Annotated in this window: 18 protein-coding genes and 1 tRNA gene; 15 read left to right on the top strand and 4 right to left on the bottom strand. The window is 51.4% G+C overall.

Annotation, left to right across the window (positions count from 1 at the left end):
* Positions 1–70: 70 nt before the first annotated feature.
* Positions 71–1,498 (bottom strand): AAA family ATPase, encoded by a 1,428-nt coding sequence (locus QZ311_RS07720; RefSeq protein ID WP_297066290.1) that lies wholly within the window; start codon positions 1,496–1,498, stop codon positions 71–73.
* A 116-nt stretch (positions 1,499–1,614) separates the two neighbouring features.
* Between QZ311_RS07720 and QZ311_RS07725 the strand changes: the two genes are divergently transcribed.
* Both QZ311_RS07725 and QZ311_RS07730 read left to right on the top strand, forming a co-directional pair.
* Positions 1,615–2,139, top strand: a complete 525-nt coding sequence (locus QZ311_RS07725; RefSeq protein WP_297066293.1) for a macro domain-containing protein — start codon at positions 1,615–1,617, stop codon at positions 2,137–2,139.
* A gap of 329 nt (positions 2,140–2,468) precedes the next feature.
* Entirely contained in the window at positions 2,469–3,689 is a 1,221-nt protein-coding gene (locus QZ311_RS07730) for a hypothetical protein (RefSeq protein ID WP_297066296.1), read from the top strand.
* 236 nt (positions 3,690–3,925) lie between these two features.
* Here QZ311_RS07730 and QZ311_RS07735 read toward each other — a convergent pair.
* Positions 3,926–3,999: transfer RNA gene (locus tag QZ311_RS07735), tRNA-Ala, on the bottom strand.
* Positions 4,000–4,176: 177 nt separating this feature from the next.
* Between QZ311_RS07735 and rlmN the strand changes: the two genes are divergently transcribed.
* Positions 4,177–5,250 (top strand): 23S rRNA (adenine(2503)-C(2))-methyltransferase RlmN, encoded by a 1,074-nt coding sequence (rlmN, locus tag QZ311_RS07740; protein WP_297066299.1) that lies wholly within the window; start codon positions 4,177–4,179, stop codon positions 5,248–5,250.
* Positions 5,251–5,399: 149 nt separating this feature from the next.
* On the opposite strand, the gene QZ311_RS07745 is transcribed toward rlmN, so the two are convergent.
* Positions 5,400–5,612 carry an XRE family transcriptional regulator gene (locus QZ311_RS07745; RefSeq protein ID WP_297066303.1) on the bottom strand — a complete coding sequence of 71 codons (213 nt, stop codon included), beginning with the start codon at positions 5,610–5,612 and terminating at the stop codon, positions 5,400–5,402.
* Positions 5,613–6,430: 818 nt separating this feature from the next.
* Between QZ311_RS07745 and pckA the strand changes: the two genes are divergently transcribed.
* From pckA to QZ311_RS07795, 10 genes are all read left to right on the top strand, one after another.
* Complete coding sequence (pckA, locus tag QZ311_RS07750) at positions 6,431–8,038, top strand: phosphoenolpyruvate carboxykinase (ATP) (protein WP_297066306.1); 1,608 nt, start codon at positions 6,431–6,433, stop codon at positions 8,036–8,038.
* 248 nt (positions 8,039–8,286) lie between these two features.
* Positions 8,287–9,111, top strand: coding sequence for a hypothetical protein (locus QZ311_RS07755; RefSeq protein WP_297066309.1), 825 nt, complete (start codon positions 8,287–8,289; stop codon positions 9,109–9,111).
* A gap of 260 nt (positions 9,112–9,371) precedes the next feature.
* Complete coding sequence (locus QZ311_RS07760; protein WP_297066312.1) at positions 9,372–10,307, top strand: malate dehydrogenase; 936 nt, start codon at positions 9,372–9,374, stop codon at positions 10,305–10,307.
* 197 nt (positions 10,308–10,504) lie between these two features.
* On the top strand, positions 10,505–10,942 hold the full coding sequence (locus QZ311_RS07765) for a thioredoxin domain-containing protein (RefSeq protein WP_297066315.1): 438 nt from the start codon (positions 10,505–10,507) through the stop codon (positions 10,940–10,942).
* Positions 10,943–11,029: 87 nt separating this feature from the next.
* On the top strand, positions 11,030–13,834 hold the full coding sequence (gene polA, locus QZ311_RS07770) for a DNA polymerase I (protein ID WP_297066320.1): 2,805 nt from the start codon (positions 11,030–11,032) through the stop codon (positions 13,832–13,834).
* Positions 13,835–13,945: 111 nt separating this feature from the next.
* Complete coding sequence (locus QZ311_RS07775) at positions 13,946–14,266, top strand: iron-sulfur cluster assembly protein (protein WP_297066323.1); 321 nt, start codon at positions 13,946–13,948, stop codon at positions 14,264–14,266.
* Positions 14,267–14,402: 136 nt separating this feature from the next.
* On the top strand, positions 14,403–15,161 hold the full coding sequence (locus QZ311_RS07780; RefSeq protein WP_297066326.1) for a UDP-2,3-diacylglucosamine diphosphatase: 759 nt from the start codon (positions 14,403–14,405) through the stop codon (positions 15,159–15,161).
* Positions 15,162–15,544: 383 nt separating this feature from the next.
* Complete coding sequence (locus QZ311_RS07785) at positions 15,545–15,979, top strand: Fur family transcriptional regulator (RefSeq protein ID WP_297066328.1); 435 nt, start codon at positions 15,545–15,547, stop codon at positions 15,977–15,979.
* 57 nt (positions 15,980–16,036) lie between these two features.
* Entirely contained in the window at positions 16,037–16,588 is a 552-nt protein-coding gene (locus QZ311_RS07790) for an NADH peroxidase (protein WP_297066331.1), read from the top strand.
* 287 nt (positions 16,589–16,875) lie between these two features.
* A complete protein-coding gene (locus tag QZ311_RS07795) occupies positions 16,876–17,892 on the top strand; it encodes a M28 family peptidase (RefSeq protein ID WP_297066335.1) in 1,017 nt (338 codons plus the stop codon).
* A 174-nt stretch (positions 17,893–18,066) separates the two neighbouring features.
* Here QZ311_RS07795 and QZ311_RS07800 read toward each other — a convergent pair whose 3' ends face one another.
* Entirely contained in the window at positions 18,067–18,768 is a 702-nt protein-coding gene (locus QZ311_RS07800; protein ID WP_297066340.1) for an OmpA family protein, read from the bottom strand.
* 339 nt (positions 18,769–19,107) lie between these two features.
* On the opposite strand from QZ311_RS07800, the gene QZ311_RS07805 reads away from it, so the two are divergent.
* Both QZ311_RS07805 and QZ311_RS07810 read left to right on the top strand, forming a co-directional pair.
* Positions 19,108–20,025: a DMT family transporter gene (locus QZ311_RS07805; RefSeq protein ID WP_297066343.1), complete on the top strand. Its 918-nt coding sequence runs from the start codon at positions 19,108–19,110 to the stop codon at positions 20,023–20,025.
* Between the two features lie 61 nt (positions 20,026–20,086).
* On the top strand, positions 20,087–23,341 hold the full coding sequence (locus QZ311_RS07810; RefSeq protein WP_297066347.1) for a S41 family peptidase: 3,255 nt from the start codon (positions 20,087–20,089) through the stop codon (positions 23,339–23,341).
* Positions 23,342–23,414 lie beyond the last annotated feature (73 nt).

A 23,414-nucleotide genomic window follows, 5' to 3' on the forward strand; every position in this document is an offset into this window, starting at 1 on the left:
TTGTCGCTGACAAGCAACTGACGTTGTTCTGATTACTTATGTCGAACTCACGTTAAATAGTACCACTGATTCATTCGCACATCGCTTCGTCGGGGTTCATGTAGAAGAGGCGCGATGTGGCGCGCGATGTGGCGGTGTAGAGCCAGCGGTAGAAGTCAAGTCCCTGTGCCTCGGCAGGAATACCGCCCATGTCGACAAACACATTGGGCCACTGTGCGCCCTGTGCTTTATGGCATGTCACAGCATAGGCATATTTGACCTGAAGCGCGTTGAAATACTCGTCGGTACGCAGACGGCGCAGACGTGTCTCATAAGGTACATCGGGTGCGTTGACCTCCGGGTCGTCCATACGCGCCTGTGCAAGAGCTTCCATGCGTTCGCGCGAGAGCGAAGTGCTTTCGTCGGTAAGTGTGTCGAGGAATATACGGCACTCGACATCGACATCGCGGTCAGGCAGATTGACGGTCACATTAGCGAAACGGAATCCATATTTCTCCTCCGTGGAATGAACAGCCGTGACTACTGCCACATCTCCGTTGGCTATGAAGTCGAGCCCCTTGATTTTTGCAGCCCAAGTGTAGTTGTTTTTCGCGATAAGGAGACGTTCGCCCTTGACAAGTTCCTCCTCATAGTCAAGAATCCGGCTTCGTATGCCGAGATTGAATGCTGTCGCGCGGCGGTTCGAACGGGTTATGACAGCGGTAGCCGCAGCTCCCCCATCGCGGTAACAGTCGCCGATGGCATCGAGAACCTCCTCTCCCTCCACCACGAAAACATCGTCATAGCGTCCGAGTATGAGTTTCGGGGCGGGAAGCGGGTCGACAAGCATTGCGCGACGCAGCCATGTGGCATTACGGAGAATCCCCGAGTAGCGCGCCTGCCTTACGGTATCGGTCAAGACTGCCCGCGAAACGTGAAGTCCGAGTTCCTTGTAGCGCTTAGGCGACATGGCCGGACTTTCGGTGCTGCCGACCGGTGGCAGCTGCGCGATGTCGCCAAGCAGTATCAACCGGCAGTTATCACCGGTAAACACATACTGCAACAGGTCTTCCAGAAGCCCGTTGATCGGTCCGCCGGCTCCGGAATCGGATTCATGGTCGCCTATCATTGAAGCCTCATCGACTATAAACACGGCGTTGGAGAGACGATTGTCCTGCATCATGGTAAAACCGCCGGAAATGTTTCCTGTCGGTCCGCGGTAAATCTTACGGTGTATGGTGAAAGCCGGGTGTTCGGAATGTGCGCTGAACACTTTGGCTGCGCGCCCGGTAGGAGCAAGAAGCACCACCGGCCGGCCGACCTCTTCAAGAGCCTTGACCAGTGCGCCGGTGAGCGATGTTTTTCCTGTGCCGGCATAGCCGTTGATAATGAATACCGACTCAGGAGGCGTGGCCGACGAACAGAAACGTGCAAGCGCGTCAATAAGCATGGACTGCTGCTTATTGGCGGTATAGGGCAACTTGACTTTTACCAGATTTGCAAATTCGCCGACTGTCATGATTTTATAAACGTTTAGGCTTCACAAAAGTATATAAAATCAGCAGATTTTTACCTACTTTTGCACAGATATAATACTATAACCCCACATTTTCATCCCCCAAAACCCCGCCCGACATGAATCCTACCGACCGTCTTCATATCGTAAAAGGCTCGATAACCCGCATGGCGACCGAGGCCGTAGTCAATGCCGCCAACAACCAGCTCCGCGCAGGAAGCGGAGTATGCGGAGCTATTCACAGCGCAGCCGGTCCGCAACTCGCAATCGAATGCAACGCAATCGGCTGGTGCGACACAGGCAAAAGCGTCATCACAGACGCCTACAATCTTCCGTGTAAAAAGGTCATCCATACGGTCGGCCCAGACCTCCGCCCGTGGGCGGCCGCCAAGCTGACCGACAGTCCCGAACGGCTTTTAGCGTCGTGCTACGACACCGCAATCGACCTCGCCAAAGCCAACAGCCTCAAATCGATAGCATTTCCCTGCATAAGCACCGGTGTCTATATGTATCCCAAGGCCGAGGCCGCCCGCATAGCCTACGACACCATCATGAAACGCCTCACGTCCGACTACGACGGCGAAGTGACCGTCTGCTGCTTCACTGACGAGGACATAGAAAGCTACCGTCAGCTGACAGACTGACAGCCAAACCCGCGACAGCATTCATTTCTTACACAAGGCTATGATTTTGTCGAGGTTAAGTTCTATCAGCTTCATAGTTATGCAAAAATAACAAGTTTACAGGAGATTTTCAAGTGAACATGAGCATTTTTCACATGCTACCGGACCGTTTTTTATCGTTGTAAGTCAAAAAAACGCACATGCACATAATCATTTTTAACAAAAACATCAAACAATGTTTAAAGAATATCTCTTATCTTTGCATTTAACACGTCGAAAGCGTTTAATCCGATTCAATTAATTCATCCAATTCTATTAATTCATCTACTTAGAAACACAAACAGATTTTTATGAAGAAATTTTTACTCTCATTAGTTCTGGTTCTGTGCCTCGGTCTTCCGGGTGCTGCCAAAGCCCTTTACACCTGCCAGTTCGGTGCAAATTACAATCAGGAATCAGTAAGCAACTACACAACAACATGGCAGGTCAAAGTCAATGACAACACGTGGTCGATTGCCAACTTCAATAACAACAAGAATGGCTGGGACTATGTAAGATGCGGACGCAAGGGCATCGCCTCTGTCGCAAGCATCACCACAGACTTCGCCATTGCAGAAGCAATCAATAATGTCGAAGTGACCATCGACAAAATCACAGCAAAAGCAATAAATTCAATCAAACTTGAGACCTCTGCAGCAGCAGATTTCTCGACAATCGACGCAACAGTCGACATGGCTGCCGAAAACTTCAAAAGCGGTGCAATGGTCTTCGCTCTTGAATCACCCAAGGCAAACCTCTACTACCGTCTGACTTTCGACTGTGGCGACACAGGAACAGCAAACGGACTTATCCAGATCAGCGCAGTGACTTATAACAACGCTGAAGAGACTCCAATTGAGACAGTTGCCGACATCGCCGCATTCATCGCAAAAGCAGATAAAAACCCGACAATTTTCAGCGGAAACGTCGAGGTCATCTATCAGATTGGCTCATACCTCTTTGTAAAAGACAACTCCGGCCGTCTGCTTATCTACGGCAAGCTTGACCAGACATACAAACCGGGCGACGTAATCCCCGGCGGATTTATGGGTACTTACGGCACTTTCGGAGGCGAACCCCAGCTCATCAATCCCACTGATTTAAAAGCTGCAATCGCCCACAACGAAAGCGCACCCCGCACCATCACCCTCAGCGAAATCACCGCAGCCAACAAGCTTGAGGCTGTCGCAATCAATGGCGTGACCATCTCACAGATCAACAACCGCGACATCACTTTCCAGCAGGGTGAGACAACATTTGCAGGCTACAACCAGTTCTCGATTACTCTTCCCGAGGGATACGAGAACGTAACATTCAACGTTACAGCCATTATCGGATGCTACAACGGCAATCTTCAGGTACAGCCCATCTCAATCGAGAAAGCTGACAGCAGCGCCATCACTGAAATCGGAGCAGACGACAACGCTCCTGTCGAATATTTCAACCTTCAGGGAATCCGTGTCGAAAACCCCGAAAACGGTCTCTTCATCCGTCGTCAGGGCAACAAGGTCAGCAAGGTAATCATCCGCTAACAGATACATCCGACTGAATCTATCCCAAACAACAATACCAACAGGCCGTGTCAATTTTTTTGACACGGCCTGCTTATTAATAAGAATAAAATGAGATTTTTAATTGATACTTTTTTATAAGCTGGCAGCCGTTGTAAAAAGCCGATAAGCATCAAAGAAAAAACGTCCAATTTCAACCTAAGCGGGTGTGAAATTGGGCGTTATGCCTGTGGTCTGCTGATTGTCAGCGTAAGTTGTGGAGTATAGCGGACTCGAACCGCTCACCTCGACACTGCCAGTGTCGCGCTCTAGCCAGATGAGCTAATACCCCGTGCTTTGCTGTGCAAAGGTAAGTATGATTTTTGGTTTTTGCAAGGATTTGGCGATTTTTTTCGTAATTTTGTAGCCGGATTGTCCTATCACAGAAGCATATCCTTTAATTAAGCCTCTCACAGCAATATGCCCGTAACCGGGACAGCCGCCAGATATATCCTTCATAAGCCTAAAAATGGAACAGCACGAAATACGCCGCCCGCTGCTGGGCATGACACTCGCCGAACTCGAAACCGTGGCCACTGAAGCAGGGCTGCGCAAATTTGCAGCCAAACAGATCGCACGCCGTCTCTATGTCAACCGCGCACGCAGCATCGACGAGATGACCGAACTCCCGAAGGCCTCGCGCGAATGGCTCAACGAGCACTACTGCGTAGGCATTCAAGCTCCTGTCAAGGCTTCGCGGTCGACCGACGGCACGGTGAAGTATCTCTTCGCCACACGCGGCGATGACTTCGACTTTCTGACAAGCGGCAAGGGCGGACGTGACGTCGAGGCTGTCTACATCCCCGACCGCGACCGCGCGACTCTGTGCGTATCATCTCAGGCCGGATGCAAGATGGGATGCAAGTTCTGCATGACAGGGCGGCAGGGATTCCACGGCGACCTGACGGCGGCAGGCATCATAAACCAGATATTCGCCATACCCGAAAGTACGACACTTACCAACCTCGTGTTCATGGGAATGGGCGAGCCGATGGACAATATCGACGAGGTGCTGAAGGCTCTCGAAGTGCTCACCGCACCTTGGGGACTGGCATGGAGCCCGAAACGCATCACAGTGTCGAGCATAGGCAAACTCGATTCGCTCCGCCGCCTGCTTGACGAGACAAAGGTACATGTTGCCATAAGTGTCCACTCGCCGTTTCCGGCGCAGCGCGAAAGCCTCATGCCTATTGAAAAAGCGTTTCCGGTCACACGCGTCATGGAATTTCTACGCGGATATGACTTCGCCCACCAGCGCCGTCTGTCGGCCGAATACATCATGTGGAGCGGAATCAACGACGACATGCGCCATGCCGACGCGCTTGCCCGGCTGCTGCGCGGACTTGACTGCCGTGTAAATCTCATCAGATTCCACGCAATCCCGGGCTTCGAACATGAGACCGCATCAACGGCCGTCATGGAGAGATTCCGCGACAGACTTAATGAACTTGGTGTGACAGCAACCATCCGCACATCGCGCGGCGAAGACATCGAAGCCGCCTGCGGAATGCTGAGTGGCGAAACCGCCGGAGAGACCCACTGACAATAACGCCCCATGCAGCAAAGCCATCTGTCAAATACCTTTCAAAAAATTTACTTTGTGGTGGAGGTGGAGAGGCTGATGCCGACGGCTACATGAGTGCGCGTGTGTAGCCGAGAACGGCAAATGGTAATACCGAATTAAACAACGCATCAATTTGAGAGCCGCTCGACGTATGGCTCGAAGAAGTTGCGCCCCATTATGCGCGAGATGCGCAAGAGAAGCTCGGCATCAATGCTGTGGCGGTTAAAGATCTTATATATATTGGTGCGGTTACACCCAAGCTCTTGGGAGAGCCATACGACAGACTTCTGCTGCGCCTTAAGCTCATCCTTGATCAGTTTTCCTATAAAGATAGTAGTCATAATGTATTTTTGTGTGTATATGTCAGGAATGCAGGATGAATAATATCGATGAAAGGACAATGCGTGGAAAAAAATAAGATAACTGTTTGCTGCTGATGTGGCAGCTACACTTTATAAAAATTATAAAAAGGAAGAAGGCCATGGCTAACCTTCGTGGGGCAAAGAGGCTGCGGATAGATAAAAAATAGGGCTGAACCCCTCTGATTCATACTATCATTCCCAGTCTGTGGCACCGCCAAGCGCCTTTATCCACGGAACAAGTATGAGATGAGTTCAGCCCATATTTCGAGCATATAAACTAATCTTTTTCTTATTCCCCGCGGACGGAAGATATTGGCGGTTTCCAGACAGAGGGAATTTCTTTAACATTTTAAGCATGCTCCCTACACCATGTCTTCAGGCCTCTACACGAGACGACGCGACCGGCAAGAAAGTTTGCAATGCAAAGTTAATGATGTTTTTGGTTTGCGTCAAAGAAATACCCATCAAAAACAGAATTACAAACCTTAAAAAAGATTAAATCGGCTATATGAGATTTAAAGCCCCGAACACTTCCACATCCACCGTTGTTTGAAGTTTTGGAAGAGTAAGAGAGGCCTGAAGCCCCTCAATCTTCATGGTTTAATTAAAAATTATTAATAAAGAAAATTTTCTTTAATCCTGCATTTTAATACCGAAAAAAGTAAGTAACTTTGCAGTCGGATAAGAAGATTCCTTTTGTCTAAAAAAATTACACAGACGACTAAGGTTTAAAAGATTTCAATATATAATAGGAAACAACAAATTATCAATTTCATATCAAACTCCTTTACACAACAATGAGTACAATTGATTTATCCCAGTATGGCATCACCGGCGCAAAGGTGATTCACAATCCCAGCTACGACCAGCTCTTCATCGACGAGACCAACCCCAACCTTCAGGGTTATGAGAAGGGTCAGGAAACAGAGCTCGGTGCTGTCAACGTGATGACCGGCATCTACACCGGCCGTTCGCCCAAAGACAAATTCTTCGTTAAGGACGACACCAGCGCAGACTCAATCTGGTGGACAACTGAAGAATACAAGAACGACAACAAGCCCATCACTCCCGCTACCTGGGACGCCCTCAAGGCTATCGCCGACAAGGAGCTCTCTGACAAGACTCTCTATGTTGTCGACGCTTTCTGCGGCACAAACCCCGATACCCGTCTTGCAGTACGCTTCGTGATGGAAGTGGCATGGCAGGCTCACTTCGTGACCAACATGTTCATCCGCCCCACCGAAGAAGAACTCAAGAACTTCAAGCCCGACTTCGTGGTTCTCAACGCTTCTAAGGCTAAGGTTGAAAACTGGAAGGAACTCGGCATCAACTCTGAGACCTGCGTTGCCTTCAACCTCACCGAACGCATGCAGCTCATCATCAACACATGGTATGGCGGTGAAATGAAGAAGGGTATGTTCTCTATCATGAACTACTACAACCCCCTCCGTGGCATCGCTTCAATGCACTGCTCGGCCAACACCGACAAGCAGGGCGAAAACACCGCTATCTTCTTCGGCCTCTCCGGAACAGGCAAGACCACCCTTTCAACCGACCCGAAGCGTCTCCTCATCGGTGACGACGAGCACGGCTGGGACGACAACGGCGTGTTCAACTACGAAGGTGGCTGCTACGCTAAGGTCATCAACCTCGACAAGGACAGCGAGCCCGACATCTACAACGCTATCACTCGCGACGCCCTCCTCGAAAACGTTACTGTAAACGCTGAAGGCAAGATCGACTTCACCGACAAGAGCGTGACCGAAAACACCCGCGTAAGCTACCCCATCAACCACATCACCAACATCATCGTTCCTTCTCGCGGTCCCGCCGCAAAGAACGTCATCTTCCTCTCGGCTGATGCATTCGGTGTGCTTCCTCCCGTGTCTATCCTCACTCCCGAGCAGACCAAGTACTACTTCCTCTCAGGCTTCACCAGCAAGCTCGCAGGTACAGAGCGCGGCATCACTGAGCCCACTCCCACCTTCTCTGCATGCTTCGGCGCTGCATTCCTTTCGCTCCACCCAACCAAGTACGCTGAAGAACTCGTTAAGCGTATGGAACAGAGCGGTGCAAAGGCTTATCTCGTGAACACCGGCTGGAACGGTTCAGGCAAGCGTATCTCTATCAAGGATACCCGTGGCATCATCGACGCCATCCTTGACGGCGCTATCCTCAGCGCTCCCACCAAGCAGCTCCCCATCTTCGACTTCACCATCCCCACCGAGCTCCCCGGCGTAGATCCCAAGATCCTCGATCCCCGCGACACTTACGCTGACGCTCAGGAATGGTACACCAAGGCCGACAAGCTCGCTGAAATGTTCATCAACAACTTCAAGAAGTTCGAAGGACATGAAGCAGGCAAGGCTCTCGTAGCTGCAGGTCCTCACCCCGAAAAGGCTTAAGCCAACTGAACGCAGTTCAGCAATCATAAAACACTAAGCAGGGCGCATCCCCGACATCCGGGAGTGCGCCCTGCCCTCTTTATACCCCCCCGGAAACACACTTAGAGGCCGTTTGGCATTTCTCAACAACAGACGTAACAAAACACCTGTTTTTCCGTCTATTATATATATAAAATCTCCTCCGCCCACAAACCAATCACCACCTGACACCAACACCTCAAATACTAACACTCAGAAAATCTATCACAATGAAAAAGCTATCCTTAACCTTCATTTTTGCAATGTCATTTCTCATGGCTTTTGCCAACGTAGACCTCCCATCTGTCAGAGGCGTATGGGCCAACGACAATGCCGAAGCCATCATTACCGATTCTGTCTGCATTTACTTTGCAAAAATAGACAGCATCACCATGCAAGCCACACTTGAAATACCGACCGCCGGCTATATCCACAAAACAACCTTCACAAAAGACGGGACTGTAGCATCGACCTTACTCCATGAACCTCTTGAAATAAAGACATCCGACGGCAAACTTGATATTTGCGGCAACACCCTTACTAAAGTCGAGGATATTGAAACCGTCGAGCCTTACGACATGCCGCTTTGCAACAATAAATACAACGTTGGAAAATGCCTGCAAGAATGGAGGCTTGGCCTGAGCTGTGGGGTCGTAGACGATATGCCATATTGTGAAATCAATACCAACAGACACATGTTCGTTTATATGGTCAATAAATCAATGGTATATATCAGAGCTGCCGCCACACGCAATAACAACAACGGGACATTGTTCTTCCAGAACATCCGAATGATGAAAAACAAAAACACGGGTGAATATACCATGAGCATCGTTCCCGACAATTTCAACGTCGCCAGACATAACCTTGAAATCGACGACACGAAATTCAATCCCAACGCCTGTACTTTCAACCCTGACGGCGGAATTTACTGGTCTTTGATTTCATTCACCCCCGACATGATTTTACTGAATGGATGTGGCGAGACCTACAAAGTCCCAAGGCCAACAAAAGAATCCCCTCTTAATGAATGGATCAAATATCAGCCATACTGAAGCAGACCTTGATATAAAAATCACGACATTTCATCTCCCGTCCGCCTCATCCACGACCGCAATGAAGCGGTGACGGATAGGCCTCGGAGAATTAATGAATTTTTTCAATAAATATAGCGGGCGGTTTAAAACTTTTCAGTAAATTTGCAATGTAGGAGAACAAGGCTGCCGTCACAACCGGGCAAGCCACTTTTTCTCCTGTTTCCAAGAGGGAAAGTTTCAACCAATCAATTCTATAAAATCAAATTAAAAGAATAGTTATGTCAAAGGTTACAGTTGTAGGCGCCGGCAACGTGGGCGCAACTTGTGCTGATGTGATTGTCAAGTATGGTATCGCTGACGAGGTTGTCCTCCTCGACATCAAGGAAGGTGTTTCCGAAGGCAAGGCCATGGACATCATGCAGACCGCCAACATCCTCAATATCAATACCCGTCTCACCGGTGTCACCAACGACTACGAAAAGACCGCAGGCAGCGATGTCGTTGTCATCACTTCAGGTATCCCCCGCAAGCCCGGTATGACCCGCGAAGAGCTCATCGGTGTCAACGCCGGCATCGTGAAGTCTGTGACCGACCAGCTTCTCAAGCACTCGCCCAACGCAATCATCATCTGCATCTCCAACCCGATGGACACCATGACCTATCTTATCCACAAGGTCAGCGGTCTTCCCAAAAACCGCATCATCGGCATGGGTGGAGCTCTTGACAGCGCCCGTTTCAAATACTTCCTCTCTATCGGCCTCAACGCCAACCCCACTGAGGTTGAAGGCATCGTGATCGGCGGACACGGCGACACCACCATGATTCCCCTCGTGCGCTATGCAGCCTACCGCGGCGTTCCCGCAACCAACTACCTCTCTGACGACCAGCTCGCCAAGATCGCAGCCGACACTATGGTCGGTGGCGCTACCCTCACCAAACTTCTCGGCACTTCAGCTTGGTATGCACCCGGTGCGGCAGGAGCTCAGATGGTCAAGGCTGTCCTCCACAACGAAAAGAAACTCATCAGCTGCTCTGCACTCCTCGACGGAGAATATGGCGAAAAGGATCTCTGCATCGGTGTTCCCTGTATCATCGGCAAGGACGGTATCGAAAAAATCGTTGAATTCGACCTCAACGATGCCGAAAAAGAACTCTTCCACAAGAGTGCAGAAGCTGTCCACAAGACTAACGCAGCCCTCGCTTCAGCTCTCTGATAACAGAGCCTGAACGTCGGACATCTGACGTTAGACGCGAAAAACCTTTCAGCCCACATTTCTCCGGCTCACTGCATCCGCAGCCGAGCATAAGAAATGTGGGCTTTCCCGACTCAGACAGGCAGCCATAATCAACCGGCTAACTATAAATACATCTATCCTCACTAATTTCAAACCTTCAAAAGCCCTTAGCAGATATGACACTCCGAAAATTATTCCTCTCAGTCATCGTGGGCGCGACATTCGTAGCCTGCGGAAGCAGCGACTCAGCCGCAAAAGAGACAAACACAACCCCCGAAATGACCGAAGTCAAGGAGGGCGAACCAGTGGCCTATAAACTCAACGCCACAATCTCACCCGACAAAGAGCTACCCACAGTCATCGACTTCAGCGCCACATGGTGCGGTCCGTGCCAGCGCTTCGCCCCGATTTTCGAAGCAACAGCCAAGGAATACAAAGGCAAAGCCATATTCATGTCTGTCGATGTCGACAACTCACCCGTGACAGCACGCCAGTTTGAAGTCTCAGCCATCCCACAGGTCAGCATACTCATGCCCGACGGCACAATCACCTCAACTGTCGGATTCATGGACAAAGCCCAATTCACCGACTTCATCTCAAAAGCAATAAAATAACCCCCTTAACACTTAGCACTTTGTACTTTGTACTTAATACTTAACACTTAATACTTAGTACGAAGTACTCAACACTCAACATTACAGATGGAGAAACGCCTGTTTCTGCTCGATGCCTACGCGCTGATCTATCGCGCCTACTACGCCCTCATCCGTTCGCCCCGTTTCACCGGCGCGGGCTTCAACACGTCTGCCGTTTTCGGCTTCTGCAACACGCTCGACGACCTCTTGCGAAAGGAAAACCCCTCGCACATAGCCGTGTGCTTCGACCCACCGGGTGGAAGCACCTTCCGCCACGAGGAATACCCCGACTATAAGGCCCAGCGCGACAAACAGCCGGAAGACATCACCGCATCCGTCCCCTATATCAAACGGATACTCGAAGCCTACCGCATCCCCGTAATCGAGATTCCCGGATTCGAGGCCGACGACGTAATCGGCACACTTGCCGTCCGCGCTGCAAATGAAGGATTCGACACCTACATGATGACCCCCGACAAGGACTACGGCCAGCTCGTGGCCGACCACATCTTCATGTATCGTCCAGCCCTCAAAGGCGAAGGATTCGAAATCCGCGACACCGCACGCATCTGCGAGAAATACGGCATAGCGCGTCCATCGCAGGTCATCGACCTCCTCGCCCTCGAAGGAGACGCCTCCGACAACATCCCCGGCTGCCCGGGTGTCGGCGAAAAAACCGCACGAACACTCATCGAGGCATGGGGCTCGGTTGAAAATCTTCTCGAAAACACCGACAAGCTCAAAGGCGCACTCCAGAGGAAAGTCAGCGAAAACGCCGACAAAATCCGCCTGTCGAAATATCTCGCCACCATACGCACGGATGTCCCCGTCGACATCGAAATCAACAGCCTCGTCCGCAAGGACATCGACATCGACAGCCTCATGGCCGTCTACTCGGAACTCGAATTCCGAACACTGCTCAGCCGCCTGAAGGCATCGCACAAAGCCTCAGTGACAGCCTCACCGGCAGCGGAAATCACACCCGCGACGCCCGCAGAAGCCCCGGCCGCAGCAACCCCGCAGCCCGACTCCACAGGCATGGGCTCGCTTTTCGATATGCCCGACTACAGCACTCCTTCACTCGACACCCCCTTCGAGGAGCGCAGCTACACCGTTGTCTCATCACCTGCCGAAACCGCCGCAGTGATAGCCCGGCTGATGAAATCGCCAGCAATAGGCATGGCGCTCTACGCCATTGGCGAGGAAGCCATGACAGCCCGCTGGGAGGGCCTCGCGCTCTCAGCCAACCCATGCGAGGCGTTCTACATTCCTCTCGGCGACGGGGCGGCACGCAGCGAAATGCTCGCTGTCATCGAACCGCTCTTCACAGGCAAGGCTACACTCGTCAGCCACGATGTCAAGCGCGACTATCTCCTTCTGAAAAACGCAGGTATCGACCTCTCCGCACCATACTTCGACACCACCGTAGCCCACTACCTCATCGACCCGGAGATGAAACACGAACTGCGCTACGTTGTGGCTAAATATCTCCGTCTCGAACTCGCCGGAGTCGCCCCCGACGCAAAAGCCGGACATCCAAAGACATCACTCACACAGGAAGCCGCCGTCGGTCGCTACTGCGAGGAAGCCGACCTTAGCCTGCGCCTACGGAAGCCGCTGTTCGACGAAATCGACTCGCGTTCCATGACCAAGCTACTCGACGAAGTGGAACTCCCGCTCATCCGTGTGCTCGCAGAGATGGAATACACCGGTGTCCGCATCGACTCCTCCGTGCTCACCGACCTCTCCACACGCCTCAAGCAGCAGGTGAGGGCAATGGAGGAGGAGGCCTACGAAATGGCCGGAGGCCCGTTCAACATCGGCTCGCCGGCACAGGTGGGCATGGTGCTCTTCGACCGCATGAAAATCGACCCCAAAGCGAAGAAAACAGCCCGCGGATCTTACTCAACCACAGAGCAGATTCTCGAAAAATACGCGCCGAAAGTCCCGGTGGTCAGTCTCATTCTCAAAATCAGGAGACTGAAGAAACTCATAGCCACCTATCTCGACGCGCTTCCCGAAATGGTCAATCCGAAGACAGGAAAAATCCATACGTCCTACAACCAGACCGTCACCGCTACGGGACGCATCTCATCGACCAACCCCAATCTCCAGAACATCCCCATCCGCACCGACGACGGCCGCGAAATCCGCCGCGCATTCATCGCCGACCCCGGCGACATGATCATGAGCGCCGACTACTCGCAGATTGAACTGCGCCTCATCGCCGACCTTTCGGCTGATAAGGATATGATCGAAGGTTTCCTCTCAGGCGACGACATCCACCGCATCACAGCCTCGAAAATCTACGGCATTCCCCTTGATGAAGTGACCGACGACCAGCGCCGACGTGCCAAGACAGCCAATTTCGGTATAATCTACGGCATCTCGGCTTTCGGACTTGCCGAACGCCTCGGAATAGCCCGAGCAGAAGCGCGTGAGCTGATTGACGGCTATTTCTCGACCTACCCGCACATCCGCGAATACCTCGAAAAATCCGTCACCACGGCCCGCGAGCAAGGCTATGTCACCACACGCATGGGACGCCGACGCTACCTCCCCGACATCAACTCCCGCAATGCCGTCGTGCGCGGTTATGCAGAGCGAAATGCCGTCAACGCCCCCATCCAAGGTTCGGCAGCCGACATAATAAAGGTAGCGATGGTTCGTATATATAACGAGATGGAAAGCCGCGGACTCCGTTCACGCATGATCATGCAGGTCCACGACGAACTCATCTTCAACGTCCACCCTTCGGAACTCGACGTGATGAAGACGCTTGTCGAGAAGCAGATGGAAGGAGCTTACCACGGCGCAGTCCCGCTCACCGTCTCTGCCGGAATAGCGCCCAACTGGCTTGAAGCCCATTGATTCACCACCTCACCCACACCATATATATACACATTATATAATAAAGATTTTTATAACCCTACCCGACAGGAGAATCACTCCCCACTCTCCTGTCGGGGCATATTGACCGATATGACCACAGAAGAAAGAACCCGCATAGAAGAGCGCATCGTCACGATGCTGAAAACAGTCTACGACCCTGAAATCCCCGTCGACATCTACAACCTCGGACTCATCTATGGCATAGACCTCGACGATGATGGAAATCTGAAAATCGACATGACCCTCACCGCGCCCAACTGTCCGGCCGCCGACTTTCTGGTAGACGACGCACGCATCAAACTCGAAAGCATCGAGGGAGTCAAAAGTGTTGACATCCGAATTGTCTTCGAACCCGAATGGACCAAGGACATGATGACCGAAGAAGCCAAACTCGACCTCGGCTTCCTCTAATCCGGTCACCGCATCCGCAAAACTCCAACCAACACCCCTAACCTTCCGCGTCCGCAGGACGCTCTCTTACCCGTAGCCCCGTACATCGAGCAAAGCAATGATGTGCGGGGGGATTATATCGCAACCCTACCCGGACATGTCACAACCGACAAAAACCTACTTCATCAGCGACCTGCACCTCGGGGCATCATACATCGCCGACCACCGAGCACATGAAAAGCGGGTGGTCGACTTCCTCGAAACCATCGCCCCCGACTGTAAAAGACTGTTTCTCCTTGGCGACATTCTTGACTACTGGTGGGAATACCGCACGGTAGTCCCCCGCGGATTCACCCGATTCTTCGGCGCACTTGCCCGGCTTGCCGATGCAGGCGTGGAGATTGTCTGGTTTAAAGGCAACCACGACATCTGGATATTCGACTACCTGCCAGAAGAAATAGGACTCACCGTCCACGACGGTGTCATGACAACCGAAATCGACGGCCGCCGATTCCTGCTCGAACACGGCGACGGAGTCGGCTCACTCCCTTGGTCGTTCCGCCGTCTGAGAGCCATATTCCGCAATCCCATCGCCCAGCGACTCTATGCCTCAATCCATCCACGCTGGTCGATAGGCTTCGCCCATTCATGGTCATCACACTCGCGCAAGCAGGGAGGCTACACTCCACCGGAAAAAGCCGGCGACAATCTAATAAACTTCGCCCGCGGCTACAACGCCGATCCGAAGCATGAAAAAATAGATTTCTTCATATTCGGCCACTGCCACATATTGCTCGATGAACGACTCCCCGAAGGTGGCGAAATTGTCATTTTAGGTGACTGGATCCGCCATTTTTCCTATGCCGTGTGGGATGGAGAAACACTCCAAACACATGTTTTTGCACCTGCAAAATAATAAACGTTCATAATATTAACGTATTTTAACAAGACTTGATTAAACCATTGCTCTTTTTATAAAATACTATATCTCAACAATATAATTATCATTATTGCAAAAATTGCAAAGAATATGGTATAAATTTATGTTGGATAACATAAAGAAAAATTTGTCCGCCCACGATTCTTGGCCTACCTTTGCATCACGAACCTAAAACAATCTTTTTTACCTTAGAAATTGTACCTATTGGAAACTCATAAAAGGGAGCCGCGTGAAGCTGCTCCCTTTTAATTTTTAACATTTTTTCGTTGCCCGGATATTGCATGTTCAAAATAAATAGTATATCTTTGCAATGAAAACAAAATTGTAATCATTACAATTTAGAACTGAATTCATCAACCATGCAGATATATAGTTTTACTACTCAGGAAATACTCGATATCCTTACGGAAGGCGGAGTCAAACCCTCAGCCCAACGGATAGTAATACTTAGATACCTGATGGAAAATAGAATTCACCCAACCGTTGACGAAATCTTCAAGGCTCTTCAACCCAACCACCCCACCCTCTCTCGGACCACGGTCTACAATACATTGAGGTTACTCGCAGCAGCCGGCATAATCCGCTGCATCGAGGCAAGCGGAGGCGACGGAGCAAGATGGGACTATTCGCAACACGACCACGCACACTTCCTGTGCTCGGCCTGCGGCAAAGTCACGGATATAGACTATACTGACGCATCACCGTCATTTGCAATTCCGCCGAAAGGCTATATTGTCCATCTGACCGATGTGATTTTCAAGGGGCTATGTCCTAACTGCTCAATGGCAAATTAATACTGAATCAAATCAAATTTCGTATAAAAAATTAATTTAAACAAACATCAATTCATTATGAAAAAGAAATTTATCTGCACCGTTTGCGGTTACGTACATGAAGGCGACGAAGCTCCCGAATTCTGCCCCCTCTGCAAGGCTCCCCGTTCAAAATTCAAAGAAATGGACGAAAGCGCTGCGCTTGAGTTCGTGACTGAACACGTAATCGGAATCGCAAAGGACACCGATGATGAAATGAAGGCCGACCTTCGTGCCCACTTCGAAGGCGAATGCGCAGAAGTAGGTATGTATCTCGCTATGTCGCGTCAGGCTGACCGCGAAGGCTATCCCGAAATCGCAGAAGCTTTCAAGCGCTACGCCATCGAAGAAGCAGAACACGCTTCGAAGTTTGCTGAACTCCTCGGCGAATGCGTATGGTCAACTAAAGAAAACCTCGAAAAGCGCATGGCTGCTGAAGCAGGTGCAAACGCCGACAAGATGCGTATCGCACGCCGCGCAAAGGAACTCAACCTCGACGCAATCCACGACACCGTTCACGAAATGGCCAAGGACGAAGCCCGTCACGGTCAGGGATTCCAAGGTCTTTACAACCGCTACTTCAAGAAGTAATCAGCGATAAACCTTTAATACCATAACCTTTCAGCCCCGTTGTCTGAGAATGGCAACGGGGTTGTCTTTATTCCATATCACCATATTCTTACATTCTTACATATAGAACATTAATCGCGAAATAAATTGTTAATAAAGATTAACTCGACATTTTTTTTGTAACTGGATTGTCGAAGTATTGTAACTATGTTGTAACTTTGCTGTGCCATACTTTAACCATATCGAAACATAAGGCAGAGTAAAGTAAATCAACTTCTTTTAACCACCCTAACACTGCCAGCAGAGTCATGAAAGGATATTTAATCACAGCCCTGTTAAGCATCATTGCTACCATGGGAGCCACAAGCTGTCGTCCGACCGCTTCTAACGGTGAGGCCACACACAACCGTCAGGAAGAAAAACGGATCAAGACCCCTGCACGCTTCAACCGCGACAGCGCTTATTCTTATGTAAGACGCCAGCTTGCTTTCGGGCCGCGCGTGTCAGGGACAGAAGGAAACCGCCTCTGCCGTGAATATCTCGTCAACGAGTTCAAACGCCACGGCGCGCAGAATGTCAATGTACAGACAGGCGAGGTCACAGCCTTCAACGGCGACCGCCTCCCTATCGGCAACATAATGGCATCATACAACCCCGAAATCAAAGACCGCATACTCCTTCTCGCACATTACGACACCCGTCCGTGGTGTGACTCCGACCAAAATGAGGAAAACCGCCTAAAACCGGTGCTCGGCGCTAACGACGGCGCCAGCGGTGTAGCGGTCCTGCTTGAAGTGGCACGCCACCTCAACGAGACTGAAGCTCCGGTAGGAGTAGACATCCTGCTTGTCGACGCCGAAGACTACGGGCAGGCCTCCGGATTCTCGACCCATGACTCATCGTGGTGTCTCGGAACACAATACTGGGTCGATAACATGCCTTATCATTCGGATTCTCTGCCACGATACGCCGTGCTGCTCGACATGGTGGGCGGAATGGACGCAAAATTCCACCGTGAATACTTCTCAGACCAGAACGCATCGAAACTTGTCGACAAGGTATGGTCGATGGCAGCCCGCTCCGGCTATGAGAACCGTTTTGTCAACAAGAGCGGCGGCGCGGTAATCGACGACCATATTTTCCTCAACGATGCAGGCATCCCGGCCATCGACATCATCGAATCGAAAAACGAGTCGACCGGAACATTCGCCCCGACATGGCATACGACAGACGACACACTCGAAAACATCGATCCATCATCGCTCGAAGCAGCCGGACAGACGGTGCTCAACCTCATCTATAACGAAATACGCTGCCTGAAATAATATCTCACAAGCGACACCGACATCAACAAAGCATATATCCGGCCTCAGCCCATGCGGATGCCTGCCGGACAAAATAACAGGAGGAAACAGAGATTGAAAGTCTGTTTCCTCCTTGCCTTATGAAAAGAATTGATGATTATATGTCTTGATTAAAGACCTTCGGACATCACCATCTTACTTGAGTGTGCCCTGATTTGCCTGTTCGATCATTTCCTTGCTTGCAGTGATGTAGACCTCGACACGGCGGTTCTGCGCACGGCCTTCGGCAGTAGCGTTTGATGCGATATAATCCTGCATAGGAAGACCTTCAGCTGAAAGACGGGTCGCAGCGACACCGCTATTGAGAAGATAATTGCGCACAGCGTCAGCACGACCGGTTGCCACACGCTCGTTGACGGCAAGCGAGCCGGTATCGTCAGTGTAACCGTAGATCTGCACGTTTGTGCCGGGGTTGTTGATCAGCGAAGCGGCAAACTTGCTGAGGTCAGTGCGAGCGCTCGCGCTGAGAGTCGTGCCATTGGTGGGGAAGAGAATACCTCCGTTGAAAGTAACCTGAATGGCCTGCAAACCGTTTTCGTCGGTCACCTGCTTGATTTCAGCCTGTTTTGCGAGCTCGGCTTGCAATTCAGCCTGCTGCTTGTCCATCTTCTTGCCGATGAGAACGCCAGCACCTGTGCCGACAGCCGCACCGATCGCAGTACCGATCGCAGCGCCCTTGCCACCACCGATAAGCGCACCGAGGCCTGCGCCGAGAGCCGCACCGCCACCGCCGCCGATGGCAGCGCCCTTACCTGTATTTGTCCATGATGAGCATCCCGTTGAAAGAAGTACACAGAGAGCCATTGCAGGAATTCCTAAAGCTTTTGCGAGTTTCATTTTTTCATTTTTTAAGTTAACGTGTTAAATCTCGACGCAAAAATAGGCATTAATTCATAGACTTCCCAATAAAATCTACGCATTACGATATTTTCTCCATAAAGCGTCTGTATAGTTATAATACGTATTCAAAAAAATAAAGTTTTTCCCTTAATCGCAATCTTTGATAAAAATTTCTTAATTTTGCCATCGGTTATGACGACGTCAAGTCCTTCCGTTGGCATGACCGACCCTAAAAACACCTTGAAAACATTATTGATGCGGAGGGTCTTAAACGAAGGTTAACCTTAAACAGAGTGCCGATACAAAAAAAACTGCGGCATTCTATGAACTATCGTCATGTCGACAAAGCGTTTTTCTCCGAAAGGCAATCTTTTGCTTTATCATGTAGGGGCCGCTGTTGCTGTCATTGGCTGGGGAGTCTCGTTTATTTCCACAAAAGTGCTCCTCGACAACGGATTGCACCCTATCGAAATCTACATCTACCGTTTTGCCATCGCCTATCTTGCGATGCTGCTGATCTGTCACAAAAAGATATTCTGCAACTCATTGCGACATGAGGTGACTTTCATGCTTGCAGGTCTTTTCGGTGGCTCTATCTATTTCATCTCCGAAAACGTCGCGCTTGAATACACTCTTGTCAGCAACGTCTCGCTCATCACCTCCCTGTCTCCTCTCCTGACTGTCCTGCTCATAGGATTCATCTATAAGTCCGACCGCCCCGGCAAAGAAACCATTCTTGGCTCGGTGGTAGCCTTTCTCGGAGTCGGACTTGTGATTTTCAACAGCAGTTTCAATCTCAGCATCAATCCTCTCGGCGACCTGCTGTCGCTCCTTGCAGCCTTCTGCTGGGCTATCTACAGCATAGTCCTCAAGCAGCTCAACCCTCTCTACAGCGCACTCTTCATCACCCGCAAGACATTCTTCTACGGAGTGCTGACTGCCATCCCGTTCCTGCTCATCGAACCGTCGATTACCCCACCGACCGTGTTGCTCGAACCGAAACTGTTTGGCAACATCCTGTTTCTCGCACTATTCTGCTCACTGTTCGCCTATCTGATGTGGGCGGTCATCATTGGGAAAATCGGTGCAGTAAAAGCCTCAAACTACATGTATTTCCAGCCAGTAGTCACCTTGGTGTTCTCCTTCATCATCCTTGGTGAAAAAATCTCGTTCATCGGCTACACCGGTTGCGCAATGATTTTGCTGGGTGTCTGGATGGCCGATTATCTGCAGAAACGCAAACTACGTAACTAAAGTCTGAGGCTACAAAAAAACGGCCTCTAACAAATTCACCAACATACACCTCACCGACCTTATGAAGAAAACCATTATCAGCGCAGTGCTTTTAAGCGCCACTCTGGGCGCAGGCGCGGTGACCCCGCTATGGCTTCGCGATGTACGCATCTCGCCCGACGGCAAGACAATCGCCTTCACCTATAAAGGCGACATCTACACCGTGCCCGTCAGCGGCGGACAGGCCCGACAGCTCACCACCGTCCAGTCCTACGAATCAGAACCCGTCTGGTCGCCAGACGGAAAGATGATAGCCTTTGCAAGCGACCGCAACGGAGGTACTGACATCTATATCATGAGCGCCGATGGAGGCGAAGCGACACGCCTGACCTACCACTCTGCCGCCGAAATTCCCCACGCATTCACCCCCGACGGCAAATCGGTGGTCTACTCGGCCTCGATTCAGGACGCACCCTCGGCCCTGCTCTTTCCGGCCGCATGGCAGACAGAGCTTTATTCAGTGCCCGTGAAAGGCGGACGTCCGCGACAGATTCTCTCCACTCCGGCAGAAGCCATCAGCTATCTGCCCGACAACAAATCGTTTGTCTATGTTGACCGTAAAGGCGGTGAAGACCAGTGGCGCAAGCACCACACGTCGTCTGTCACCCGCGAAATCTGGAAATACGACGCCGCTACCGGCCGCCACACCAACCTCACCGAGCATGCAGGCGAAGACCGCAGCCCGGTTGTGACACCCGACGGCCAGACTCTGTATTTCCTGAGCGAACGCGACGGCGGGACATTCAACGTCTACTCCATGCAGCTCTCCAATCCCTCGAAAATCACCGCTCTGACCGACTTCAAGACCCACCCGGTGCGCTTCCTCTCGCGTGGAGCTGACGGCACACTCGCATTCACCTACGACGGCGAAATCTACACCATGCGTCAGGGTGGCAAGCCTTCGAAGGTCAACATCTCCATCGTAGCCGACGAGAGCCAGCCCGACGTAATCACCCGTTTCACCACCGGCACACGCGGAGCAGTCCCCTCGCCCGACGGCAAGCAGATTGCCTTCGTCAACCACGGCGATATCTTCGTGACATCTGTGGAATATCCGACCACAAAGCAGATTACCACAACCCCGCAGGAAGAAAGCTCCATCAGCTGGGGCGATGATAACCGTACGCTCTACTACAGTTCAGACCGCGACGGCCACTACAACATCTATCGTGCAAAAATCGCGCGTGAAGACGACCTCAACTTCCCCAATGCAACCCTCATCGACGAAGAGCCGATGTTCAAGACAAGCGACAAGGTTGACCGCGCACATCCCCTCATCTCGCCCGACGGCAAGAAGATGGCATTCGTGATAGGCCGCCGCGACATCGCTGTCATGGACATCAAGTCAGGCAAGGTCACACAGCTCACCAAGGGTAATATCTGCAACTCGCGCACCGGCAAGCTGAATTTCTCATGGTCGCCCGACAGCAAATGGCTTGCAGCCGAGGTCGACATGCACCGCCGCAGCCCCTACTATGACATAGCCATCATCAACGCATCGACCGGCGAGATTACCAACATCACAAACTCATCATATTCCAACTACAGTCCCCGCTGGGTGATGGGTGGCGACGCAATCCTCTTTGTTAGCGACCGCTACGGCATGCGCAGCCAAGCTTCGTGGGGAGCGCAGTACGACGCACTGCTCGTGTTCACCAACCGCGCCGCCTATGACCGCTACCGTCTCTCGCCCGAGGATTTCGCACTCCAGAAAGAGCTGAAGGAGGCAAGAAAGAAAAAAGAGGCCGAGAAAGAAAAGAAAGACCAGAAGGATTCCAAGAAATCAAAAATCGACGATGCAAACAAAAAGAAGGAATCAAAGGATATCAACATCGAACTTGACGGCATCAGCGACCGCATCGTGCGCCTGACACCGTTCTCGTCAGACATGGCCGACATCTATATCGACGACAAGGGCGACAACCTGTGGTTTCTCGCTGCATTCGACAGCGGCTATGACCTCTGGAAAATGAATCTGCGCAAAGGTGACGTGAGCCTTGCCAACAAGCTCGACTCGCCCGGACTCACGATGACTCCCGACGCGGAAGGCAAGAACCTCTTCCTCCTCGGCTCGTCGTCGATGCGCAAAATGAGCCTTCCCGGCGGAAAGATGGAACGAATCACCGTCAGCGGAACTCGCAAACTTAATCCTGCGGCCGAAAGAGAATATCTCTACGACTACATTCTCAAGGAAGAGGACGCACGCTTCTTCGACCCCAAGATGCACGGCGTAGACTGGAAGAAGATGGGCGAGGCATACCGCAAGTTCCTCCCCCACATCAACCACAACGCTGATTTCGCCGAAATGACAAGCGAACTTCTCGGAGAACTCAACGTGTCGCACACCGGCACACGCTACTATGGCGACGGAGCTAAAGAACCGACCGCATCGCTCGGTCTGCTCTATGACATGAGCTACGAAGGTCCGGGCCTCAAGGTTGCGGAAATCGTGGAAGGCGGCCCGTTCGGCCATGCAGATTCCAGCATGAAGCCGGGAGCAATCGTCACAGCCATCAACGGTGTCACAATCGACTCCGAGAGCGACTATACCCCGCTTTTCAACGGAATCTCACGCAAAAAGACACTCGTCAGCTTCACACTTCCCTCAGGCGAGAAGGAGGAAGAAGTCGTGCTTCCCACCACACGCATGACCGACCTTCTCTACAACCGCTGGGTGAAGCGCAACGCACACCTCGTCGATTCGCTTTCAGGCGGCCGCCTCGGCTATGTGCACATCCGCTCAATGAACGACGCAAGTTACCGCACAATCTATGCTGACCTGCTCGGCAAGTACAACGAACGTGACGGAATCGTGATTGACACCCGCTTCAACGGCGGAGGCCGTCTGCACGAGGACATCGAAGTGCTCTTCAGCGGAAAGAAGTATCTCACTCAGGAAATCAAGGGAGTTGTAGCAGGCGAAATGCCCTCACGCCGCTGGAACAAGCCTTCAATCATGCTCACAGGCGAAGCCAACTACTCAAACGCACACGGCACTCCGTGGGTGTACCGCCACGTTGGTCTCGGCAAAATCGTCGGCATGCCTGTCCCCGGAACAATGAGTTCGGTAAACTGGGTCAATATGCAAGACCCGTCGCTGACATTCGGCATCCCGGTAGTAGGATTCAAGACAGCAGAAGGAAACTATCTTGAAAACACCCAACTCGAACCCGACGTGAAGGTAGCCAACGACCCTGCAAAAATCGTCCTTGGAATCGACGACCAGATTTCAGCTGCCGTCACCACTCTTCTCAACGACATCGACAAGAAGAAATAAAAATTCTATTCCTATAGCAAACGAAACTACGCCTGCCCCCGGACAACCGGGGACAGGCGTAGTATTTTTTTCG

It is taken from the genome of uncultured Duncaniella sp., from assembly GCF_910578445.1.
GTDB lineage: Bacteria > Bacteroidota > Bacteroidia > Bacteroidales > Muribaculaceae > Duncaniella.